Source organism: Streptosporangium sp. CA-135522, assembly GCF_050949235.1.
Classification (GTDB): domain Bacteria; phylum Actinomycetota; class Actinomycetes; order Streptosporangiales; family Streptosporangiaceae; genus Streptosporangium.
The window spans coordinates 5,141,546-5,161,289 of the sequence record NZ_CP192026.1; the positions used below are offsets into that span (position 1 = coordinate 5,141,546).

Here is a 19,744-nt window from a genome sequence, read left to right on the forward strand (position 1 = left end):
CCCTCTCGTCAATCGGAGGAGAAGAGTGACATGGGCGCATCATCCATCGCAAAACGGACTTCACGGGAAGGGCGCTCCGGGAGGCGTCAGGCCAGGTCACCGGGGCGCAGCCAGATCGCGCGCGTCCAGATCGGTCCGCAGATTGACCACCGGCGGCACTTCGCGGGCCTGCATCGCCGGGGCTCCTTGGGTGCCATGTCGGCCCGCACGAGGTGCCCGGCCCCCACAGCTGCACATCCCGAGCCTCCAGCGTCGCGTTGACCACCGTGTGCACGGCCACCCGCAGGTTGTCGCGGTTGATGAACAGCCGACGGGTGCGCCGCAGCACCGCCTCGCTATCGGCGTTCGCTGCGGCGGGATCACCGATACATCCACCTCACCGACCCCGAGCGTGGTGATCTCGGCCACCCGCTTCAGCACCTTGTCCATCTGCGGACCCGAGGCCTTCACCACCGGGCGGGTACGCAACTCGGCCACCGCCGCGTCGAACAGCGCCTTGGGGCCCTCGCCCGTGGTGAACGCCCGCGCCGCGATCCACCGCGCCAGCTCCGGTTCGACCTCGGCGAAGTCGACCCATCCGCCGCCGGCGCGCTCGCCTGAGCCTCGTTTGGCGTCGACCAACGTCTGGATGTAGTCATTGAGCGTTTTGAGTGCCCGGCCCACGATGACGTCCGCGTCGGGGGTGTCGGCCGGGGTGAGGGCGGCGGTGAACCAGTCGCTGAACGTGGTGCGGTCAGCTGCCGGGACGCCGAGAAGCTCGCAGATGACGGTGGTGGCCAGGGGGAAGGCCACGTCGCCGACCAGATCCGCCTTTCCCTGTGGGCAGATGCCGGCGATCAGCGCGTCGGTGATCTGCTGGATGCGCGGCCGGAGTGCGGCCACCCGCCGTGCGGTGAAGGCCTTTTGCGCGAGTTTGCGGAGTCTGGTGTGGTCAGGAGGATCGGTGTTGAGCATGTGCCGACCGCCGAAACCTGCCTGGCCGTCAGGGGGTGCGCTGGATAGCCTGGCATCGGCCAGCAGAGTGCGTATGGTCTCGTATCCCTCGATGAGGATGGTCTGTCTGTCGGTGCTCATGCCGTTGCCTCTCCTGATTTGGGGTGGTTGACGGTTCGAGGCAGCAGCGCCAGCAACGCCGCCATGACGAGGGCGGCCGGCGCGCCCCAGAACAACACGTCCGGGATGGCGGCGGCGGTCGTCTGCGGGTCCGGGGCCTGCCCTTGGAGTTCGCGGGTGAGGAGGCTGCCGAAGAGGGCCACGCCGAGCGAGAGGCCCAGGCCGCGGACGGACACCGCGGCGGAGGTGGTGGTGGCCAGGTCCGCGGGGGAGACGGCGTTCTGCGCGACGACCACGAGGTTCTGCATCAGCAGCCCGAAGCCCACGCCCAGCACGCCGATCTCTACGGCGAGCAGGGCGTAGGGAGTGTCGGGCTGAAGCAGGCTCAGCAGGACGAACCCCAGTACCGCGATCAGCGAGCCGGCGAGCAGGTAGGGCTTGAACCGGCCGCTGGCGCCGATGCGGGCACCAGCCAGCGAGGAGACCGCCATGAACGTCAGGACGTATGGGTTGAGCGCCAGCCCCGCCTGGGTGGCTCCCATGCCGTAGGTGGCCTGCAGGTAGGTGGGCAGGTAGACGATCGATCCGCCGAGCAGCGCGCCGAGCAGCGCGATGGCGGGCAGCGCGACGCGCAGCGTGGGGTCGGCGAACAGCCGCAGCGGCAGCAGCGGGTTGGCCGCGCGTCGTTCCCGCCACACGAACAGCGCTCCCAGGACTACCAGGGCAGCGATCAGCGTGAGGATCACGCCGGAGTTCCACGCGTACGTGCGGCCGCCCCATTCGGCCACCAGCAGCAGGCTCACGGTCGCGGCGGCGAGCAGCACGGCCCCGGCGAGGTCGACCCTGCCGTCCCCGCCGGTCTTGGGCAGCCGCAGCGCGAGCGCGACTAGCGCCATGGCGAGCAGGCCGAGCGGCAGGTTGATGTAGAAGATCCAGCGCCAGCCCCAGGCGTCGGTGATCGCGCCGCCGGCGAGCGGGCCGCCCACGCTGGCGAGGGCGAAGACGCCACCGGTGAAACCCTGGATCCGGCTACGCAGACGGGGTGGGTACAGCTCGGACAGCGCGATCGTGGGCAGCACGAACAGCGCGCCTGCGCCGATGCCCTGCATGGTCCTGGTGGCGATCAACTGGGGCATCGTCTGGGCCAGGCCACACAGTGCGGAGCCCGCGACGAAGACGGCGATCGCGGTGAGGAACATCGTACGTCGGCCGAACCGGTCGCTGAGGCGGCCATACAGCGCGCCGGTCGCGGTCGAGGCCAGCACGTAGGAGGTGACGACCCAGCCGATCGCGTCCATGCCGCCCAAGTCGGCGGCGATGTCGGGCAGGGCGATGGCCACCACCGTCTGGTCCAGCACCGACAGCAGCATGCCGATCAGCAGGCCAGCCGTGGCGAGCGGCACATTGCTGCTGCCCTTCGACGGGACGCCGGAGGCGGTCTGCGTGAGATCCGCGGACACCATGATCAACCCCTTGCCTGCGCGAACGGGTTGGGCAGGTCGAAGTCGGCGCTCAGCAGGTCCTGGTCGATGACCGCTGCGGCGACGGTGCCGCTGGCCGCTGCGGCGATGACCGCGGCCATCGGCACCGGCATGCTGGCCCGACGCGCCATGTCACCTGGGGCATACACGCCGGGCATGCTGGTCTGGCCGAACTCGTTCACCTCCACGCACCCGTCGGCGAAGGCCGCGCAGCCGAGGCGGGCGGCGAGGTCGGAGCGCTGGCGTGGCACGTTGACGACGAACACCGCGTCTCTGGCCAGGGATGGGCCGGTCTCGAACGCGATCTGTTCCAGCCGTCCGTCCGTACCCTCCAGGCGGGTGATGGCCTCGCAGCGCACGCCGATGCCGTGCGTTTCCAGCGTGGCCTGCGCCGCGGGGTCGAGCGACTGGCCGCCGGTGCAGAGTGTGACGTTGGCGGCGAACTGGCTCAGCTGCAGCGCCAGCCGTACTCGGGCCGTATCCGTGCCGAGCACGGCGACCTGCTTGTCGGTGCATTCGTAGCCGTGGCAGTAGGGGCAGTGGAAGGCGGAACGGCCCCACAACGCTTGTACCCCGCGCGGGCCGGGAAGCTCGTCGGTCAGCCCGGTCGCCAACAGCAGCCGCCGCCCCTCCACCGTCCCACCGCCGGACAGGTCCAGCTGGAAGCCGTCCCCGTCCAGCACGCGGACGTCGGTGATTGTCCCAGTCCTTGTCTGTATCGCCGGGTACCCGGCCAGTTCCTCGCGGCCGAGCTTGCGCAACTCGGCGGGTGGTGTGCCGTCTCGGGTGAGGAAGTTGTGCACGTTCTCGGCGGCGGTGTTGCGGCCTTCTCCGGCGTCGATCAGCAGCACCGTCCGGTGAACCCGTCCCAGGGCCAGCGCGGCGGCCATGCCGGCCGGGCCTCCTCCGACGGTGACGACGTCGAACATCTCTTGCCTCCATAAAGCGTGATCGCTTGACGTGAAGGCAAGTCTGCAAGTTAATGTCAACATGAAGTCAAGTGACTGGATGCAGATCGGGGAACTCGCGGAGCAGTTCGACCTCGCCCCGCATGTCCTGCGCCACTGGGAGGCCATGGGTCTGTTGGTCCCCGCCACCAGAGTCAATGGCCGCCGCCGCTACACCCGCGATCACGTCGTACGCGTCCTGACGATCGTTCGCGCCAAGGCAGCGGGCATGAGCCTGGAGCAGATCCGGGATATCCTCACCGTCTCCGGCCAGGTCGAGCGCCAGGCCCTCCTCCAGCGGCACCACGCGGAACTGGAACACCGGCTACAGGAGATATCGGCCTCCAAGGCGCTGATCGAGCACCTTATGCAGTGCACCGCGGACGACTTCACGCAATGCCCTGACTACCGGCGGATGGCGGAGAGCGCGGCCGGACTCCACAACCTCGACAAGGGTGGCGGCGTGCTCTGAACACCGTCTCCGCCTCCCGCCAGAGGGCCGATCGGCGGCCTGCCGCGGAACGTGATCCGCGAGCCACGGCCTGATCGGGAGCCGCTTCGCGGCAACGCACAGACCGCCGAGGCCGACCAAGTGGTGAGCGCCGGCTGACGATTACGCCGTCTCGGCCGGCCCGTCATGCAGCCGATCGTGGGTTTTGGGCTTACCTTAGGCGCGGACCTCCCGAACCACGGGCACAGAGATCACAACCGGTGCGAGTCGGCGACTCCGTACAGCAGCAGCAGCCGGTTGAGGGCCAGAAGGTCGCCCACAAGGGCCACGCTCCCTTCGGCGAGCGCAGAGTCGAGCGAGGCTGGGTTGGCCAGCAGGCCGCCGAGCGTCTTAGGGTCCGTGCGAAGCGAGATGTCGGCCGTGGCAGGTTCACCGCTCTGCACCTGAACCTTTCCGGAGTCTACGCAGACCGTCCAGACTGAGCCGTCGAGATCGAGGCGACAAACGATCGGTGGCGCCGCCGGGTCGGGACGAGCGCCAACTCGCAGGAAGATCAGCACCGAGGTGGCGCTGAGCGAGGTGGGCTCTGGGGGGTTCGGGGCATCGATCCCCCAATCGCTCAGGGCTAGGACGATCGGTTCTAGCTTCCGGCCCCACTCTGTCAGTTCGTAGACCTGCGGGCCTGCCGTCGACGCCAGTTTGCGGCGACGGATCACCCCGTGATGTTCGAGTTCTCGAAGTCGATCGGCAAGCAGGTTCGAGCTGGCGTTAGGCAGAGCGTGCCGCAGCTCGGAGAAGCGTTGAGGCACCAAGAGCAGCTCACGGACGACCAGCAGTGCCCACCGCTCCCCGACGACGTCGAGAGCCCGAGCCATCCCACATGAGTCCCGATAACTACGGCTGGTCGGCATGACTACTTCCTCCTTGTATCCACCCTGATCCTACTTGCATCTATCTTGATCCTAAATCACTACTAATTTTGGTTGCTTTTCACAACTCTTTGCGGTTATCGTAGGAGCACGGCCTGGCGGAACCAGCGAGGTTCGGGTGGCCACGATGGCGCTCGGAAGGCCAGATCCATGCGACAGTCAGCGACCCACTCCGAGATCGCCGGACCGATCCGGTGGCGGAGCCGGCGCCAAGGTCGCGCAACAACCCAACAGATAGGAGCCTGCGATGAGTGTTTCGCTTTCGACACAGACCCCGGCCTCAGCTCAGAAGCCCCAGCATGCAGCGATCGTGGATCCCGATGCGCACCAAGTCTTGTTCGAGAATGAACACGTTCGGGTGATTCAGGCGCGCGCCTCTCACGGTTGGGAAAGTGCGATGCACTCGCACCCGCCGATGGTCGTGATCAACCTCGGCTCCGGGCGACAGAAAGTGACCTTGGCGGATGGGACGACGCAGATCGTGGATCTGAACCCCGGTGCGGTCGTCTGGCAAGAAACCGCTTTCGATCACGCCTGGGAGTTGCTGGCGGGCGAAGTAAACGTGGTTCTCGTTGAGGTCAAGTCGGCAAACGTCGGAGAATAAGAGCTCTGTGGGGCTACCGGGCTCTGCGGGGACCTCGGGGCTGGCTCGCTGTACTGTGCAGTAGACGGTGGAGACCGAGGCGAGATAACCCCTGGTCACCACTCCGCACTCTTAGCGCCGGATTTCGCCCACTTGGACCCCAACCTCCGTACCGTCGAGGGCAATCCCAATCCCTCGTCCAGCGGAGTTGCGCCATGAGCACGCCCCCGCGAGATCAGCACGTCCCCGCCTCCTCGCCCGCGGCCGCCGTCCCGCTGCCGGCTTGGACGCCCCCACGCGGTCGATGTCCTCGCTCGCGGCCGACCGGGACCGTCGGCTGGCGGCCATCAAGCGCGCCGCCGAGGCAGCGGAACGCGATTTCAAATAGCACCGGGACGCGGGGTGCGGCGACAACCTCTGCCGCGACCTGTGATCACATAACGTGGAGATTCGACATGACGACACTGAAGCCCGGCAGCATGCTGCTCGGCACGACCCGTCCCGCCGAGCTGCGGGCCTGGTACATCAAGGCGCTGGCACCGGAGTTCACCGGTGAGGGCCCGATCGACCTGGGCGGCTTCCTGCTGGTCCTCGACGGGCGCGACGACGTCGAGGCGAAGAACAACGAACCGGGTCGCACGATCATCAACTTCCACGTCGACGACTTCGACGCCGTGGAGGCCCAGCTGAACGCGGCCGACGTGGAGTGGATCTCGGTCGAGGACCGGGCGAAGGGCAAGTTCGGCACGTTCGCCGACCCCGACGGGAACTACCTCCAGATCATCGAGTGGAAGAAGGACGCCTGAGACCAGACGTCCTCGCGTGCCCGGTCGGCGCCTCTCGCCGACCGGGCACGCTGTCGTGTGCCGTTAGGGGAGTCCCGGTAGTAATGGCGCAGTATCCAACGGATGTGCCGCTGACCTGCGCTTATGCAGAGGTATCGGGTTGGTGGACCAGACCTGGGCCCTTCTACCCATGCAGGCCAGAGGCATATCCGTTGGATTTTCGGCCGAGCTACGGGGACCCCCAGGTGCTCGACGAGCAGGCCGGGGATGTCGATGGTCGCCGGCGGTTCAGGTGCCCCTTGGTGGTCATCGGCCGAGCTAATCCTTCAGGAGCGAGCCGGGCCCGTTGTGGCCGTAGCTGAGCGGGAGGTGCCGGTGTGCGGACATCACCGTCGGCGGCTTTGCGGACTCCGGGCCGGCCCCAGGCCCTGTGTTGATCGCATTTCCGGGCCCGCGAGCGGTCTAGCGCGAACCCTGTTCAAGGCAAGGGGCCTGTGCCGCAGGCAGCGCTCGATCACGGTGGTGAGACCGAGCGGTAGACGGTCTGCCTGGCGATGCGCAGGTCGGTCAGGTCTCACCAGCGCCAGGCATTGCGTCCCGGTTGCGCCGACCCGAGCAGTGAGCCCGGAACAGCGGTCCGAGGGTGTGGCCGGCGGGGGTCAGGTACAGCTTGAGGAGGTGAGGTAGGTTCGGTCGTGGTCAGGCTTGGCGCGAGCTCAGCGTTGCGCACAGCGTGTCGATCTCCTCGTCGGTGTTGTAGTAGTGCACCGATGCCCGCACCACCGCGGGGAGGTTGCGTGCGCCCAGGTCGTAGCGGGCAGAGGTGATCGCTGAGACGCTGGTGTTGATGCCTGCCGCGGTGAGACGGCGGTGGACGTCGGCGGCGGGCACGCCATCGACGGTGAAGGTGACGATTCCGCACAGGCGCCGGCCTCGATCCTGGACGGTCACTCCGGGCAGCTGGGCGAGCTGGAGCCGGAGCCGTGTGGCCAGAGCGGTGACCCGTTCCTCGATCGCTTCGATTCCCCAGTCCAGGGCGTAGCCCACCGCGACGCCGAGGCCGATCTTGGCCGCGTAGTTGGTCTCCCAGTTTTCGAACCGGCGCGCGTCGGGGCGGATGTCGTAGGTCTGTGCGTCGGTCCAGGTGGCGGCGTGCAGGTCGAGGAAGGGCGGCTCCATCGTTTCGATGAGCCGGCCGGAGACGTAGAGGAAGCCGGTGCCGCGCGGCCCGCGCAGGAACTTGCGGCCGGTGGCTGACAGCATGTCGCAGCCGATGTCCTGCACGTTGACAGGCAGTTGCCCGACGGACTGGCAGGCATCGAGCAGGAACGGGACGCCGGCGGCGCGGGTCAGCCGGCCGATCTCGGCCGCGGGGTTGACCAGGCCGCTCTGGGTGGGGACGTGGGTGACGGCGACGAGCTTGACGTCGTCGTCCAGGCGCCGCTGCAGGTCTTTGACCGACAGTTGGCCGTGCTCGTCGTCGTCGACCACCTCGATGTGGGCGCCGGTGCGGCGGGCGACCTGGAGGAAGGCGATGACGTTGCTGGCGTACTCGGCGCGGGAGGTCAGGATACGGTCGCCGGGCCCGAAGCGCATCGCGTAGAAGGCCATGTCCCAGGCGCGGGTGGCGTTTTCGACCACGGCGACCTCGTGCGGCCGGCAACCGATCAAGCGGGCGATCGACTCATAGACGGCGTTCACCTTGGGGGCCGCGGCCGCGGCGGCCTCGTAGCCGCCAAGCCGCGCCTCCATCTGCAGGTGATCGATGACGGCGTCGAGCACCGGAGCCGGAGCAAGTGCCGCGCCGGCGTTGTTGAGATGCACGACCTCGGCGCACCCGGGGGTGTCGTGGCGGGCGCGGGCCACGTCCACCGGTATCGGCATGGCATTCCTGTTCGCGTTCGTCATGGTGAGGTGGCGGCGGGGTTCAAGGCAGTCGCGGGCCGGCGTCCCGCTGGGCGGCGAGCCAGGCCTCCACCTCCTCGGCCCGCCGTGGCAGGCCGGCAGAGAGGTTGACCGCGCCCTCGGCAGTGACCAGGATGTCGTCCTCCAGCCGGATGCCGACTCCGCGGAGCTCGGCTGGAACCAGGTCGTCCTCGGGCTGGAAGTACAACCCCGGTTCGACGGTCAGCACGTTGCCCTCGCTGAGTTCGCCCTCGCGGTAGCGGTCTGGGCGGGCTGCGGCGCAGTCGTGCACGTCGATGCCGAGCATGTGGCCGAAGGTGTGCAGCGTCCAGCGCCGGTAGAGCATGGAGGCGGGATCCATCGCCTCGTCGGCGCTTACCCGCAGCACGCCCAGCTCCGCCAGGCCCTCGGCGAGCACACGCATGCAGGCGAGGTGGACGTCGGCGAACTTCACGCCTGGTTTGATGGCCTCCATACCGGCCTGCTGGGAGGCGTAGACGATGTCGTAGACCTCGCGCTGGAGCGGGGAGAAGGTTCCCGAGATGGGCAGGGTGCGGGTCACGTCGGCGGTGTAGAGGTGGTTGTTCTCCACGCCCATGTCCATCAGCAGCAACTGGCCGGGCACGGTGAGGCCGTCGTTGCGCTTCCAGCACAAGATCGTGGCGTGCGGGCCGGCGCAGACGATCGAGCCGAATCCGACGCCGTTGCCGTCGTGGCGGGCGCGCAGGCCGAAGACGCCTTCGATGAGGCGCTCGGACACGCCGCGGTCGGCCGGCACCACGCGGGCGACGTCTTCGAAGCCGCGGACGGTGGCGTCGATCGCGTCCTGCAGTTGGGCGAGCTCCCATTCGTCTTTGACGAGTTTCAGTTCGGAAATCGCCGCTGCGAGCTCGCGGTCGCGGGTGCCGGTGGTGGGCACGGCCGCGTCGACCCGGGGGTCCAGGCCGCGCAGCACGCGGGTGCGGCCGGGCGCGCAGCGGGCCAGGACGGTGTCGAGGTCGGCGAGCGGGGCCGTGTCGGTGCCCAGTTCGGCCGTTTTCTCCGCCAGAGTACGACGGCGGCCGGCCCACAGTTCGCCGTCCCTGTCACGGAAGAACTCATCAGTCTCCCGCGAGGAGCGCTGCCTGGTGTACAGGAGGGCGTCGTGGCCGTCACCGCTCGGTCGCAGGATCAGTACGCCGTCCGGATCGTGGTCGCCGGTGAGGTAGGCGAAGTCGCTTCCCGGGCGAAAGGGGTAGAGCGTGCCGTTGGCGCGCACCTTGGTCGGCCCGGTGGGGATGATGAGCGTTTCTCCGGGGAAGGCGCAAGACAGCGCCGCGCGGCGTCGCGCGTAATGGGTCACTGCCGGCTGGGGTCGTACCTCGATCGGATGGTCCAGCCACCCGGCCCGCATGAACTCCAGCAGCTTCTGCGGGAAGTCCGGGTCGTGCGAGGCCGTACGCGCGGTCGCGAACCGGCTCACTTCTTGGTTCGACATCAATACCTCCGGTCCTGCGTGCCCACCTCCGTGAGCCGCGATCAGCAGTATGTACTGTTGCACTAAAATCGCAACAGCAAAAGATGTGCATCAAGTGAACCTCAGGGTAGGATCGGACCGAGTTTTGGCGCCATCACCGACCGTTGGTGAGAAGTGCCACCACTGTGTACGCGCGGAGCGGCAACACGCCCCGGCCAGCCTGCTGCGCCACGGCGACCCGACCACGCAGGTCGCCCCGTTGCCGCTGCCCGCCCCGCAGCCGCCCGCGCTGGCCGCCGCCCAGGTGCGCACCGTCAAGAACGTGATGGACCGGATCGAGGTCTTCCACGAGCTCAAGGGCCGCCGGCGCCGCTGCCGCTGCTGCAGGTGGATCTCCTCCAGTTTGGCCTTGGCCTTCTTGGCGGTGGCCGCCATCCGCTTGCACAACATCTCGGCGAGATCATCACGCCCCCGCGCCTGGGCTGTGTGCACCAGGCATACCAGCGGTGCAACCCGCTTGGCCTGACCGCGGATCGTCGACTCCATGGCATCCAGTGTCGAAAACGCCGGTAGCTCCAACCGTGCCTGCGCCAGCCGCTCCAACGCCACATTGAGCAGATCCGGCGAATGGTTCTTCACCCACGCCGCCCGGGCCCTCATCCACCTGGGCATAGGATCGGCGGCATGGCGATGCGACTTGTGCAGATTGCGATGAATGCTCGGGATGACTCCGTAGTCGGCCGGTTCTGGGCGGAGGCGCTCGGCTGGAGTGTCGCCAGCGAAGAACCCGGCGTGACCAACGTCGAACCCGTGGGCTTCGCCTATCCCGACCCCGTCGCGGTCTGCATCGACGTCCTTGCCGTCCCGGAACCCAAAACGGTGAAGAACCGCGTGCACATCGACCTCGCCACCACCTCTGCGGCCCATCAGGCGGACCTGGTCACGCGCCTCCAGGATCTCGGCGCGACGCCCGCCGACGTGGGCCAGGGCGACGTCCCCTGGACGGTCCTCGCCGATCCGGAGGGCAACGAGTTCTGCGTGCTGGAGCCTCGATCGACCTACCGGGACACCGGGCCGGTGGCCGCGGTGGTGGTCGACTGCGCGGATCCGCGGGCCGTGGCCCGGTTCTGGGGCGAGGCGATGGACTGGACCCTGCACGAGGTGACCGACGATCATGCGGTGCTGCGCTCCGCCAAGGGTGTCGGGCCGTATCTCGAGTTCCTCCGCACGCCCGACGCGAAGACCGTGAAGAACCGCGTCCATCTCGACCTCCGGCCGTACCCCGGTGACGATCAAGCGGCGGAGGCGGCCCGGCTGCGGGCTCTCGGCGCCACCGACATCGACCTCGGCCAAGGCGACGTGTCGTGGACGGTTCTCGCCGACCCGGAGGGCAACGAGTTCTGCGTCCTCACCCCGCTCTGACGCGGAGTCTCTTCATCTGCGGGTCGTGCGACGGCTCCTCGGGTCGAGGCGCTCGTGCAGGGACGTGAAGCCGATCTCGCGGCGGCGTAGTTCGCCGACCATGGTGACGAGATCTTCAAGGGGGCGGCCGTAGCGGGCGAGCTCAGGAACCACCAGGGTGTCGCCGGCGGCTAGGAAGGTGTGGCAGGCCTCCAGTTCGGGTCATTGAGCGTTCTTGCCGGACTTCTTGTCGGCGAAGACGCGGCGGCGGCCTGCGGCGGTCAGCATGTCGATCTGGCGGTCGATGTTCCGGCCGCGGGTGGAGACTCGGGCGTAACCGATGCGGATCTCGGTTGGCGCGGTGGGAAGGCTGCGAGCAGGTCGCCGTCGACGGGTCCGAGGGAGGTCGTCACGCCTCCATTCTGTCAAAAACGGTATTTGAAGTAAGTTTTTGAAGATCTCCACCCCTGGCCGAACCTTCCGGGCCAAAGCCTTCAAAAACGAGCGTTTGTTGACGAGCACGTGATCCCACGCCGACGCTGCGGTGCCTTTGCGCTGGCCGGCCTTGACCTACGACCGTTCTGGCGACCTCGTTGAGCCCGCTGGAGCGTACTCCCAGCGTTCGGCGAGGAGGGCGGGAGAGGGTGCGGTCCCGGGCAGTTGGGGGTGGCGGGGGCGCAGGCCGTCGAGAGCGATGGCGATCGTACGCTTCCGGGCGTTGTGGGCCGCGTCGATCAGGTCGGTGCGGCCCTGCCGGTCGAGTTGTTCGATCAGGGGGGACTTGCCGAGTTGTTCTATCAGTAGCGAGATGTCCATGGCCGTGGCGTCCGATCTGAGCACTCCCGCCGTGTGCGCCCGGGCCACCAGTTCCCCCATCAGCTCGTCGGACCTGGTGAACTTGGCCGCCATCTCGTCGGTGACGGCGATCGTGCCGGCCAGCGGCCCGAGGGAGCCGCCGCTGAACTCGACGCAGGCGCCGATGTAGTGAGCGAGCCCTTTCCACGGGTCGTCATGCTGCAGGCCGCGTTCGGCGGCCCGAATCCACTGGTCGAGGGACAGCGCGCACAGGTGTTGGAAGAGCTCGTCCTTGGAACGGTAGCGGCGATAGAGGCTGGCGATGCCGACTCCGGCGTGGGCGGCGATCGTCGCCACCGATGCATGCGTTCCGTCCACGGCCAGGACCTTCTTGGCGGCCTCCAGGAGGGCGTGGTCGTTGCGTTCGGCTTCTGCATGTCGGGGAGCTTTGCGGGCCATGCGCTCACTGTAGTCGCCTTGCGAAGCGATTCACTCCGTTATAGTTTTCCCAAACGAAGCAAATTTATCCGTTTGGAGGAGCGCCATGCAGGCCGTGGTGATGGAAGGATTCGGAGGGCCGGAGGTCCTGCGGATACAGCAGGTCGAAGATCCCGTGCCAGGGCGAGGGCAGGTGCTCGTCGCGGTGGCGTATGCGAGTATCACGTTCGTCGAGACGCAGGTGCGCTCGGGCAACGGGCCGTTCGGCAGGCCCACGCTACCCCGCATACCCGGCAATGGTGTGGGCGGTCGCATCGTCGCCGTCGGGCCGGATGTGGACCCGACCTTGGTGGGGACGGTCGTGGTCACCACCACCGGCGGCGAGGGCGGTTACGCCGAGCTGGCGCTGGCTCGGGCACAGGATGCGGTTCCGGTTCCCGCAGGTCTGGAGCTCAAGGACGCGGTCGCGCTGCTGGCCGATGGACGTACGGCGCTGCTGCTGTACCGACAGGCGGAGATCAAGCCGGCCGAGCGAGTCCTCGTGGAGGCCGCGGGAGGGGGTGTCGGCAGCCTGCTGGTGCAACTCGCCGCCGCGGCCGATGCCCATGTGATCGGCGCCGCTCGAGGCGTCGGCAAGGCCGGACTGGTCACCTCGCTGGGCGCGGCCTCCTATGTCGACTACTCCCGGCCTGACTGGCTGGATCGGGTGATGGAGGCGACCGGTGGCGTCGGACTCGATCTCGTCTTCGACGGGGTCGGCGGCCGGATCGGCACCGAAGCGATCGGGGCGCTATCTGAAGGCGGACGCGTGAGCATCTACGGAATGGCCAGCGGCGCCGACGCCGAACTCGATGAAGGGGAGCTCCGGGCACGCTCCATCGGCGTCATTGGCCTCACTGCCGCGCCGAGCCCCGCCCAGACCCGCGCTCTCATCCTCGACGCGCTGAATCTCGCGGCCGACGGGAAGTTGCGGCCGGTCATCGGCCAGACCTTCCCGCTAGAAGAGGCAGCCGCCGCGCATCGAGCGATCGAGTCGCGGACCACCACCGGCAAGACCCTGCTCCTCCCCGCCGGCGATGTGCGTGGCTGAGATCAGAACCCGCATGTCCCCAAGCCCCCTGCCAAAGCCGGAGCCCGGGAGTGGATCGCCTTGGCGGTCCTGGGCGTCCCCGCCGTGCTGGTCATGATGAACACACCCGGTCATCCACGTCGGCCCGCAGGCGGTTCGTCGAAAAGAGCAAGCTCATCATCGTCGGGGGCCTGAAAGAGCTTCACATACCCCTCAAGCAACTCGCGGCTGACCGGGACCGTCCCCATCGCCTCCTTCCCGTTGCGGGCCTCGAGGCGGCGCCACAGCTCGTCGATCGGCGAAGCAAGATAGCGCAGCTCGACGGGAAGGCCGAGTGCACGCGCGCCCAAACGCTTCTCATCGCGCTCAGCACGCGCCCAGAAGCCGAACTCCAAGATCACACTCTGACCCAGCCTCAACAGATCCTGAGCATGCTCCCAAAACCGCCTCTCAAGCCGGTCGCGCGTGTGCTCATCGAACAGGTCGATGCCGAGATCAGCCATCCATTCGTCCGGGCACAGACGCACCGCTGGAGTTTCTCTCGCCAAGCGCTTGGCCAGCGTCGTCTTCCCGGAGCCAGGCAGCCCGCAAAGCAAGATCAGCTTGGGTTCAGGGGTCGCATCATCCATCAGACGCCTCCACAGCAAAGGTCACTCCGACATGCTGGCGCAAGAGCCCAAGCCAACGGAAATGGTTTCCGCCGGGACCGACCCCGGCTGGGTGTGGCCAGAACTCGTTCCCCGAAGCCAGGCCCAAGATCGCTAAGTGGGGTCCCGGTAGCAATCGCGGAAAATCCAACGAAGACCCCGAGAAGGATCGTCTTGTCGATGACGGCCGAAGTCCATGCGTGTTGCGGAGAGCGAGCGGCTTCCCCGGCCGCGTCTCACATGGCGTCGAAGGCGTCTCGCGCTCGTTCGATCTGAGGCATGTTCGTCCGGGCCCATTCCAGGAGGACATCGACGGGGCGGCGCATGGTCTTCCCCAGCGGAGTGATCCGGTACTCAACCGCGACAGGCCTGGAGTTCACGACTTCGCGCTCGACGATGCCATTGCGCTCCAACCTGCGCAAAGTGGCAGTCAGCGACTTCTGCGTGACCGTGGGGATCGCGCGGCGCAGATCGTTGAACCGGCATGGCCTCTCGCACAGCTCGTTGAGCACGCTCAACGACCACTTGTCCAGCACCTGGTCGAGTAGTTCACGGTGCGGCGCCGAGATGCGCAGCTCGCTGTCGCGGGAAGCGGCGGTATCGGTCATGAAACCTGGTCTCGTTGAAGTGTCCTGCGTCTCTTAGGTATCAAAGCTATACCGGGTCCGTCGCCGGAAGGAGACCACCATGTCCGTTCAGCGTTTCACACCCGAGGGCTTGCTGCAGCCCACGCCCTACCATCACGTCGCCGTCGGCACAGGCAGCAGGCATGTTCATGTCAGTGGACAGGTCTCCCGGCTCGCAGACGGGACGCCCGTCGCGGTAGGAGATCTCGCCGGGCAGGTTGCCCAGGCGCTGCGGAACACCGCACGCGGTCTCGCTGGCGCCGGTGCGACGCTTGACGACGTACTGCGGCTGACGTTCTACGTCACACAGTGGGAGCCGGAGAAGATCGGTGCCCTCATGGCGGGCCTCGAAAGCGTCGCAGAGGAGATCGGGCTGACGCTGCCCATACCCCCGTCGTCGCTCATCGGAGTGGACTACCTCTTCGAACCCGACGTCCTCGTCGAGGTCGAAGCCACCGCCATCGTCGATTGACTCTCCGCGCAGGCCCACCCATCTGTGGGTGAGGAGCTCGCGCCCTCCGACGGCGTGCCCCCATGAGCTGCGGACCCGGCTGAGCGAGGACCTCGACTTCCTGGATCACTCCCTGCCACCGCGCGTCGCGGAGATGGCACGGAAGGTCGCCGGGGTGCAGGAGGAACCGCGGCCGGCTCCCGCGTGACGCTCGGGTCGCGGCGTCGTCGGGCAGCAGGAACTGCCGGGGATCGACCCGGCAGACCGGTTCTACGCGCTGGAGGACAACGTACCGATTGAGGGCGGCGTCCCGAAGGCGTGGATCGAATCCATCGCTGACGTTGAGACCGGGCGGATCGAGGCCGGCTACACCGACATCCACGGCGCCTCCGTGGTCGGATTCGCCTTCGCCGAACTGCTCGGCTTCAAGCTGCTGTCCCGGTTGAAGAACATCGGCTCCATCCGGCTGTATGCACCCGAGGCGGGGCCGGCCGGGTGTCCGCGCCCGGCCGGCCCGGTGGGCTTCACTCGGTCGAGGGCGGGGATGGCTTGGTATCGGTCCAGCCGGACTCCAGCACCACTTCGACCACGTCATCGATGGCTACGGCCAGCACCTTGGAGGTGTCGGGGTCGACGATCAGCCTGCTCGGGGGGGTTCGGTCTCCCTGGACCAGGAAGGTCACGGCGATGCCCGGCCGCCCCCGCGGGTCGGTGGTCGGGCCTTCGACCCGCACCGCGGGCAGCGTCGCCAGCGCCTGGTAGGCGGCGCTGCGCACCGGTGGGGAGGTGGGCAGTTCGTACAGGAGCGAGGCCAAGGTGCGCGGCAGGCTGTCCTCCGCCGGATCGACGCCGTTGTCTCTACGGATCGCCTCAAGGGCCCGTTTCTTCAGCGCTTCAGGGTCGGCGGGCAGCGTCTCGATCTCCTTCAAGGTCATGGGCATGGCACTCCAGTAGAGTCTCTGCTTTCTCTTGTTCTGGAAGAACAAGCTCTCGCCGGGCGAGGTGGAGTAGACGCCGCCGTCCGGCCCCTTTACCCATTCGGCCGGCGAGCCGTCCCGGCGCCATGCCTCCAAGTCCAGGGGGCGTGCGGCCAGCTCCCTGTGGCCGATCCAGGTTCGGCCGTCCTTGGCCACCCACTTCTCCGAGAGACTGGAGGTTTCCAGGTGGTAGGTGTTGCCGTTCTTGCCGTACGGCCCGGACCGCATCCCCGAGTACAGCTCTTTGAGGTGCCAGTAGGCCCCTTCGGGGGCGGCTTCGGCCTTGGCGGCGGCGGCCAGCAGGATCGAGGCGCCCGACAGGGAGGTGCCGCCGGGTGTGGCCGTGGGGGAGGGCACTGCAGTGGGGGCGACCTGGCTGAGGAAGAGCACCGCCCCGGCCGTTGCCGCGGCCAGCCCGATAGCGCCGGCCCGCCACGGCAGGCGCCGCCGGGCCGTCCGGCGCGGGCGCGTCTGCGTCTGGGTCGCCATGATCGCCGCACGCAGCTCGCGCGCGCCGGGCCCCTGATCCGGCGCGTGCGGTGCCAGGTCGATGGCCTTCACCAGGTTGTCGATGTCGCTCATGCTTCCCCCATCGCGATGGTCAAGGACGCCTGCCGCTCCAGCGTCGCCGCCAGCCGCTTGCGCGCCCGATGCAGCCGGGTCCGGGCGGCAATGGCCGTACATCCCACAACTTTGGCGATCTGCTCGCTGGTCAGGCCCTCCCAGCAGGCCAGCGCCAGCACCTCGCGGTCCCGTTCGGGCAGCTCGTCGAAGGCGGCGCGAACATGTTCCAGATCGACCGGTCCGACCGGCCGGTCGGCGGCCAGCTCGTCACGGAGCCGGTCGGCGAGCACGGCTCTGCGGGAAGCGCCGCGCTGCTGGTTGGCCAGCACGCGGCGGGCCACGCCGTACAACCAGAGCAGTGCCCGCTCGCCCTCGGGCACGTCGCCGATGCGCCGCCAGGCGGTGAGGAACGTCTCGGAGATGACGTCGGCGGTGTCGTCGGGGGAACCGGTACGGCGGGCGGCGTACTGGTGTATCGCCGGATAGTGCATGTCATAGACCGCCTCGAAGCGATCTCGGTGTGTCACAGAGTCTCCTTGCCGAAAAGTGCCGGACACCTTGGTTAGTGTCCGGCACCCTTCGGAATGTGGCAGATCGCTATGAGCGGTTCGCGCTACTGGCCCTGTCGTTCGGACGCCATACCGCTGCCGGGGCCGGTGATCCGGCACGTATCGGCCGAACGCCGACGCTGTCTTCGGTCAAGTGCCCGTAACCCGTGCTGCGCGGAACTCCGAACAGGTCGGCGGATCTGCTGGACGGTCTTGGTTCGGGCGTCATACAGCTGCTGGGCGAGCGCAGCCTGCTCGTAGGTGAGCCGGGGGCGGCGCCCGCCGACGCGACCGCGCGCCCGGGCTGCGGCCAGTCCGTCGTCGGTGTTGGCCCTCGAGTAGGAACGGAACGGTGAACCCCGTTTACTGTCACATCTGTTGACAGGGTGGTGTGATCAGGTGATTCTTACGGGATGGCTGAGTTCGAGGGCGTGGCGTTCATCCGGTCGGATGTTGAGCGGTTCTGTCATGAGCTGGTGGGCATGGCTCCGGCGATCAGGCTGCGGAGGCTCTGTGAGCTGAGGGCGATGTTGGACGAGGTCGTCGTAGAGGCCTCGACAACGGCGATGGCGGACGCGCGGAATGAGGGCTGGGGGTTGCGCCGGATCGGGCAGCACGTGGGACTGTCGCATGAGCAGGTCCGGCGGATGTTGGTGGATACGCCCGCTGAAAGGTGAGGCGGGCTGCTCCGCCAGGCCGGTGAGGTCTTTGCGGTTTGGCAGAGCAGGCGGGTTACTGGCCAAGCTGAGGAGTGCGCAACGGCCGAAGCTTGCCGTCGCGTACGGTGTCGGGCAGGGAGAAGCTGTAGCGGCCCAGGAAGTTCAGGTGGTCGAACCCCAGGGGGCTGAGGCGGGCGACGTCGACGGCGGCGGCCTCGGGGTGTGCCGGGCCATCCTTGTCTCACAGAGTGATGTTCCCTGCGGCCCTGGGGACAACATCGCCAACCGTGATCACGCGGAGTCGTGCCCGGCCCTGCACGGATCGCTCATCTGGCGGGCCGGTCGAGGGACAGGTCCACGTCATCGAGGCCGAACCACTGACCGGAAGGCGATTGATCGACCATGGGGTCGGTCCAACGCAGCCGGACACGGTCGGGGGCGGCTTCGATGATCTGGGACTGCCGCCAGGTGGGGTCATCGCCGATGCGGACCCACCACGGATCGGACAGGCAGGCCAACCCCCGGCTGTGCAGGATGCTGAGGGCCTCATCGTGATCGCCGGGGACGCCGAGCGGCGCACCGAAGATCGTCGTGGCTTGCCAACCTCCGGACGTCGGCACGGCCCTGCCCAGCAGTTCCCCGTCGTCGCGTCGTACCTCGTGCGGCGTGGGAAACTCTGGCCACATGTCCTCGATGGCCTTGACGATCTTCTGTACCGAGTCGCGCTGCCAGCGCACGCCTTCGTGCTCGGTCTCGCTGCCGGTGTAGGCACGTGGCTGTGCGCGCTGGCCGAGCACCCACACGCCACGGATCTGCTGGGTCGAGGCGATGTCGGCCGTCGGGTCACCGTCGACGAGCACGATGTCGGCCCGGTGTCCCACGGCGATCCGGCCACGGTCGGCCATGCCGAAGACCTCGGCCGGCGTCGAGGTCGCTGCTGTCAGTGCCTCACCCGGGGTGAACCCCGCGTTGACCAGGTGCTGCAGTTCCCGGTGCAGGCTGGCGCCGAAGATGAGTCCGGGGTTGGGCACGTCAGTTCCCGCCAGCACACGCAGGCCCGACTCCAGCATCGCCACGGTGTTGTAGCGCTGGGCGGCGCCGTCCGGCGGCTGGGGTGGCATCCAGCGAGCGGCTTGACGCTCGATCACGCGCCGCCACCGGGCGCTCAATCGCCCGGCCAACTGCGGCTGGGCTAGCAAGGGCATGACGCCGTCGTTGCCGGGAAAGCCGTCAATGACACTCAGCGTCGTGATGACGGCCACCCCACACCGGGCCACTTCGCTGATCTGCCCGTCTGTCATGCGGTCAAACGGCGCATGGGCCAGGACGTCGACACCACACCGAGCGACCGTCACGGCTCCGGCTGCGGACGACGCGTGCGCCACGACCGGCAGGCCGCTGTCGTGGGCGGCGGTCACGAGCGCTTCGATCGTGGGGATGTCGAGGGCAGGAATGTCGAGCATCGCGCCCGAGCCGTCGTCGTAGATCACTTTGAGATGCGTCGCGCCTTCGGCGACCCTGCCGGCGACGAAGGGCGCCGCGTCCTGCCGTCCGGTGATGTAGGGAAAGGGCGCGTAGGCGATCGTGGGATGTCCACCCGGAGCGGTCGCCCCTATGCCAGAGGTCCGCATATCGGCGCAAACCGGTCCTTGGCCGGACGTCGAGGCGGCAATGGCGGATCGCTCGGGGGTGATGGTCTCGGGTTTGCTGAACATGTCGATGACCGTGGTCACGCCGAACGTGGCCGCCAGCTGGGTGCAGCCGGGAAGCAGGTGGACGTGCGCGTCGATGAGGCCGGGCAGGAGGGTCGCGCCGGAGCCGTCGACGACGGCATCGCCAGGCTGCGTCACGGAGGCGTCCCCGACCCCGGCGATACGGCCGGACTGGACACGGACATGCGTTGCGCCAGGAAGCAGGCCGCCGCCGCTGAAGACGCGGACACCTGTGATCGTGAAGGGTTGATGGGTGCTCACGTCGAC

General features: G+C 67.9%; 20 protein-coding genes and 2 pseudogenes. 8 read left to right on the plus strand and 14 right to left on the minus strand.

The window, feature by feature from the left end; translation table 11 throughout:
• Nucleotides 1-96: 96 nt before the first annotated feature.
• The 3 genes from ACQPYK_RS24215 to ACQPYK_RS24225 are packed head-to-tail and all read right to left on the minus strand — an operon-like array spanning nucleotide 97 to nucleotide 3,463.
• Nucleotides 97-1,074, minus strand: coding sequence for a hypothetical protein (locus tag ACQPYK_RS24215; RefSeq protein WP_433258641.1), 978 nt, complete (start codon nucleotides 1,072-1,074; stop codon nucleotides 97-99).
• Nucleotides 1,071-2,516, minus strand: a complete 1,446-nt coding sequence (locus ACQPYK_RS24220; RefSeq protein ID WP_433258643.1) for an MDR family MFS transporter — start codon at nucleotides 2,514-2,516, stop codon at nucleotides 1,071-1,073. Before ACQPYK_RS24220 ends, ACQPYK_RS24215 begins: the two co-directional genes overlap by 4 nt.
• 2 nt (nucleotides 2,517-2,518) lie before the next feature.
• Complete coding sequence (locus ACQPYK_RS24225) at nucleotides 2,519-3,463, minus strand: NAD(P)/FAD-dependent oxidoreductase (RefSeq protein ID WP_433258645.1); 945 nt, start codon at nucleotides 3,461-3,463, stop codon at nucleotides 2,519-2,521.
• 61 nt (nucleotides 3,464-3,524) lie between these two features.
• Between ACQPYK_RS24225 and ACQPYK_RS24230 the strand changes: the two genes are divergently transcribed.
• Nucleotides 3,525-3,953, plus strand: coding sequence for a MerR family transcriptional regulator (locus tag ACQPYK_RS24230; RefSeq protein WP_433258647.1), 429 nt, complete (start codon nucleotides 3,525-3,527; stop codon nucleotides 3,951-3,953).
• Nucleotides 3,954-4,183: 230 nt separating this feature from the next.
• Here ACQPYK_RS24230 and ACQPYK_RS24235 read toward each other — a convergent pair whose 3' ends face one another.
• The gene (locus tag ACQPYK_RS24235; protein WP_433258649.1) at nucleotides 4,184-4,807 is read right to left on the minus strand and encodes a winged helix-turn-helix transcriptional regulator; all 624 of its coding nucleotides are present in this window, start codon (nucleotides 4,805-4,807) and stop codon (nucleotides 4,184-4,186) included.
• Nucleotides 4,808-5,108: 301 nt separating this feature from the next.
• Between ACQPYK_RS24235 and ACQPYK_RS24240 the strand changes: the two genes are divergently transcribed.
• Both ACQPYK_RS24240 and ACQPYK_RS24245 read left to right on the plus strand, forming a co-directional pair.
• Nucleotides 5,109-5,465, plus strand: coding sequence for a hypothetical protein (locus ACQPYK_RS24240; RefSeq protein ID WP_433258652.1), 357 nt, complete (start codon nucleotides 5,109-5,111; stop codon nucleotides 5,463-5,465).
• Between the two features lie 434 nt (nucleotides 5,466-5,899).
• A complete protein-coding gene (locus tag ACQPYK_RS24245; RefSeq protein WP_433258653.1) occupies nucleotides 5,900-6,250 on the plus strand; it encodes a VOC family protein in 351 nt (116 codons plus the stop codon).
• Nucleotides 6,251-6,928: 678 nt separating this feature from the next.
• On the opposite strand, the gene ACQPYK_RS24250 is transcribed toward ACQPYK_RS24245, so the two are convergent.
• The 3 genes from ACQPYK_RS24250 to ACQPYK_RS24260 all read right to left on the minus strand — a co-directional run bounded on the left by ACQPYK_RS24250 (nucleotide 6,929) and on the right by ACQPYK_RS24260 (nucleotide 10,229).
• Complete coding sequence (locus ACQPYK_RS24250) at nucleotides 6,929-8,113, minus strand: aminotransferase class V-fold PLP-dependent enzyme (RefSeq protein WP_433234872.1); 1,185 nt, start codon at nucleotides 8,111-8,113, stop codon at nucleotides 6,929-6,931.
• A gap of 43 nt (nucleotides 8,114-8,156) precedes the next feature.
• Nucleotides 8,157-9,611 carry an aminopeptidase P family protein gene (locus ACQPYK_RS24255; protein WP_433234875.1) on the minus strand — a complete coding sequence of 485 codons (1,455 nt, stop codon included), beginning with the start codon at nucleotides 9,609-9,611 and terminating at the stop codon, nucleotides 8,157-8,159.
• Between the two features lie 90 nt (nucleotides 9,612-9,701).
• Nucleotides 9,702-10,229, minus strand: a complete 528-nt coding sequence (locus tag ACQPYK_RS24260; RefSeq protein WP_433234878.1) for a hypothetical protein — start codon at nucleotides 10,227-10,229, stop codon at nucleotides 9,702-9,704.
• A gap of 45 nt (nucleotides 10,230-10,274) precedes the next feature.
• Between ACQPYK_RS24260 and ACQPYK_RS24265 the strand changes: the two genes are divergently transcribed.
• Nucleotides 10,275-11,012 carry a VOC family protein gene (locus ACQPYK_RS24265; protein WP_433234881.1) on the plus strand — a complete coding sequence of 246 codons (738 nt, stop codon included), beginning with the start codon at nucleotides 10,275-10,277 and terminating at the stop codon, nucleotides 11,010-11,012.
• Nucleotides 11,013-11,024: 12 nt separating this feature from the next.
• On the opposite strand, the pseudogene ACQPYK_RS24270 reads toward ACQPYK_RS24265, so the two are convergent.
• Nucleotides 11,025-11,513 (minus strand): annotated as a pseudogene (locus ACQPYK_RS24270) (recombinase family protein).
• A gap of 48 nt (nucleotides 11,514-11,561) precedes the next feature.
• Complete coding sequence (locus tag ACQPYK_RS24275) at nucleotides 11,562-12,245, minus strand: TetR/AcrR family transcriptional regulator (RefSeq protein ID WP_433234884.1); 684 nt, start codon at nucleotides 12,243-12,245, stop codon at nucleotides 11,562-11,564.
• Nucleotides 12,246-12,330: 85 nt separating this feature from the next.
• Between ACQPYK_RS24275 and ACQPYK_RS24280 the strand changes: the two genes are divergently transcribed.
• Entirely contained in the window at nucleotides 12,331-13,314 is a 984-nt protein-coding gene (locus ACQPYK_RS24280; RefSeq protein ID WP_433234887.1) for a zinc-binding dehydrogenase, read from the plus strand.
• Nucleotides 13,315-13,424: 110 nt separating this feature from the next.
• On the opposite strand, the gene ACQPYK_RS24285 is transcribed toward ACQPYK_RS24280, so the two are convergent.
• Together ACQPYK_RS24285 and ACQPYK_RS24290 are read right to left on the minus strand one after the other, a co-directional pair.
• A complete protein-coding gene (locus ACQPYK_RS24285; RefSeq protein WP_433234890.1) occupies nucleotides 13,425-13,922 on the minus strand; it encodes an AAA family ATPase in 498 nt (165 codons plus the stop codon).
• A gap of 254 nt (nucleotides 13,923-14,176) precedes the next feature.
• Nucleotides 14,177-14,548, minus strand: a complete 372-nt coding sequence (locus tag ACQPYK_RS24290; RefSeq protein ID WP_433234893.1) for a winged helix-turn-helix transcriptional regulator — start codon at nucleotides 14,546-14,548, stop codon at nucleotides 14,177-14,179.
• Between the two features lie 79 nt (nucleotides 14,549-14,627).
• Between ACQPYK_RS24290 and ACQPYK_RS24295 the strand changes: the two genes are divergently transcribed.
• The gene (locus ACQPYK_RS24295; RefSeq protein ID WP_433234896.1) at nucleotides 14,628-15,038 is read left to right on the plus strand and encodes a RidA family protein; all 411 of its coding nucleotides are present in this window, start codon (nucleotides 14,628-14,630) and stop codon (nucleotides 15,036-15,038) included.
• A 334-nt stretch (nucleotides 15,039-15,372) separates the two neighbouring features.
• A pseudogene (locus tag ACQPYK_RS24300) lies at nucleotides 15,373-15,492 on the plus strand (Tn3 family transposase); the annotation flags it as partial.
• A gap of 49 nt (nucleotides 15,493-15,541) precedes the next feature.
• Here the strand turns inward: ACQPYK_RS24300 and ACQPYK_RS24305 are convergent.
• Together ACQPYK_RS24305 and ACQPYK_RS24310 are read right to left on the minus strand one after the other, a co-directional pair.
• Nucleotides 15,542-16,576 carry a CU044_5270 family protein gene (locus ACQPYK_RS24305; RefSeq protein WP_433234899.1) on the minus strand — a complete coding sequence of 345 codons (1,035 nt, stop codon included), beginning with the start codon at nucleotides 16,574-16,576 and terminating at the stop codon, nucleotides 15,542-15,544.
• Nucleotides 16,573-17,085, minus strand: coding sequence for an RNA polymerase sigma factor (locus ACQPYK_RS24310; RefSeq protein WP_433234901.1), 513 nt, complete (start codon nucleotides 17,083-17,085; stop codon nucleotides 16,573-16,575). The genes ACQPYK_RS24305 and ACQPYK_RS24310 overlap by 4 nt, the downstream gene beginning before the upstream one ends.
• Nucleotides 17,086-17,519: 434 nt before the next feature.
• Here ACQPYK_RS24310 and ACQPYK_RS24315 point away from each other — a divergent pair, with 434 nt between their 5' ends.
• Nucleotides 17,520-17,783, plus strand: coding sequence for a hypothetical protein (locus ACQPYK_RS24315; protein WP_433234904.1), 264 nt, complete (start codon nucleotides 17,520-17,522; stop codon nucleotides 17,781-17,783).
• A 308-nt stretch (nucleotides 17,784-18,091) separates the two neighbouring features.
• Here the strand turns inward: ACQPYK_RS24315 and ACQPYK_RS24320 are convergent, their stop codons facing one another.
• A complete protein-coding gene (locus tag ACQPYK_RS24320) occupies nucleotides 18,092-19,738 on the minus strand; it encodes an amidohydrolase family protein (RefSeq protein ID WP_433234907.1) in 1,647 nt (548 codons plus the stop codon).
• Nucleotides 19,739-19,744 lie beyond the last annotated feature (6 nt).

Bases quoted from the DNA above. Each gene is read 5' to 3' on its own strand.
- ACQPYK_RS24290 (WP_433234893.1), bottom strand. From the start codon at position 14,548: ATGACCGATACCGCCGCTTCCCGCGACAGCGAGCTGCGCATCTCGGCG.
- ACQPYK_RS24275 (WP_433234884.1), bottom strand. From the start codon at position 12,245: ATGGCCCGCAAAGCTCCCCGACATGCAGAAGCCGAACGCAACGACCAC.
- ACQPYK_RS24315 (WP_433234904.1), top strand. From the start codon at position 17,520: ATGGCTGAGTTCGAGGGCGTGGCGTTCATCCGGTCGGATGTTGAGCGG.
- ACQPYK_RS24215 (WP_433258641.1), bottom strand. From the start codon at position 1,074: ATGAGCACCGACAGACAGACCATCCTCATCGAGGGATACGAGACCATA.
- ACQPYK_RS24230 (WP_433258647.1), top strand. From the start codon at position 3,525: ATGAAGTCAAGTGACTGGATGCAGATCGGGGAACTCGCGGAGCAGTTC.
- ACQPYK_RS24255 (WP_433234875.1), bottom strand. From the start codon at position 9,611: ATGTCGAACCAAGAAGTGAGCCGGTTCGCGACCGCGCGTACGGCCTCG.
- ACQPYK_RS24295 (WP_433234896.1), top strand. From the start codon at position 14,628: ATGTCCGTTCAGCGTTTCACACCCGAGGGCTTGCTGCAGCCCACGCCC.
- ACQPYK_RS24250 (WP_433234872.1), bottom strand. From the start codon at position 8,113: ATGCCGATACCGGTGGACGTGGCCCGCGCCCGCCACGACACCCCCGGG.
- ACQPYK_RS24245 (WP_433258653.1), top strand. From the start codon at position 5,900: ATGACGACACTGAAGCCCGGCAGCATGCTGCTCGGCACGACCCGTCCC.
- ACQPYK_RS24225 (WP_433258645.1), bottom strand. From the start codon at position 3,463: ATGTTCGACGTCGTCACCGTCGGAGGAGGCCCGGCCGGCATGGCCGCC.
- ACQPYK_RS24305 (WP_433234899.1), bottom strand. From the start codon at position 16,576: ATGAGCGACATCGACAACCTGGTGAAGGCCATCGACCTGGCACCGCAC.
- ACQPYK_RS24265 (WP_433234881.1), top strand. From the start codon at position 10,275: ATGGCGATGCGACTTGTGCAGATTGCGATGAATGCTCGGGATGACTCC.
- ACQPYK_RS24285 (WP_433234890.1), bottom strand. From the start codon at position 13,922: ATGGATGATGCGACCCCTGAACCCAAGCTGATCTTGCTTTGCGGGCTG.
- ACQPYK_RS24235 (WP_433258649.1), bottom strand. From the start codon at position 4,807: ATGGCTCGGGCTCTCGACGTCGTCGGGGAGCGGTGGGCACTGCTGGTC.
- ACQPYK_RS24220 (WP_433258643.1), bottom strand. From the start codon at position 2,516: ATGGTGTCCGCGGATCTCACGCAGACCGCCTCCGGCGTCCCGTCGAAG.
- ACQPYK_RS24280 (WP_433234887.1), top strand. From the start codon at position 12,331: ATGCAGGCCGTGGTGATGGAAGGATTCGGAGGGCCGGAGGTCCTGCGG.
- ACQPYK_RS24240 (WP_433258652.1), top strand. From the start codon at position 5,109: ATGAGTGTTTCGCTTTCGACACAGACCCCGGCCTCAGCTCAGAAGCCC.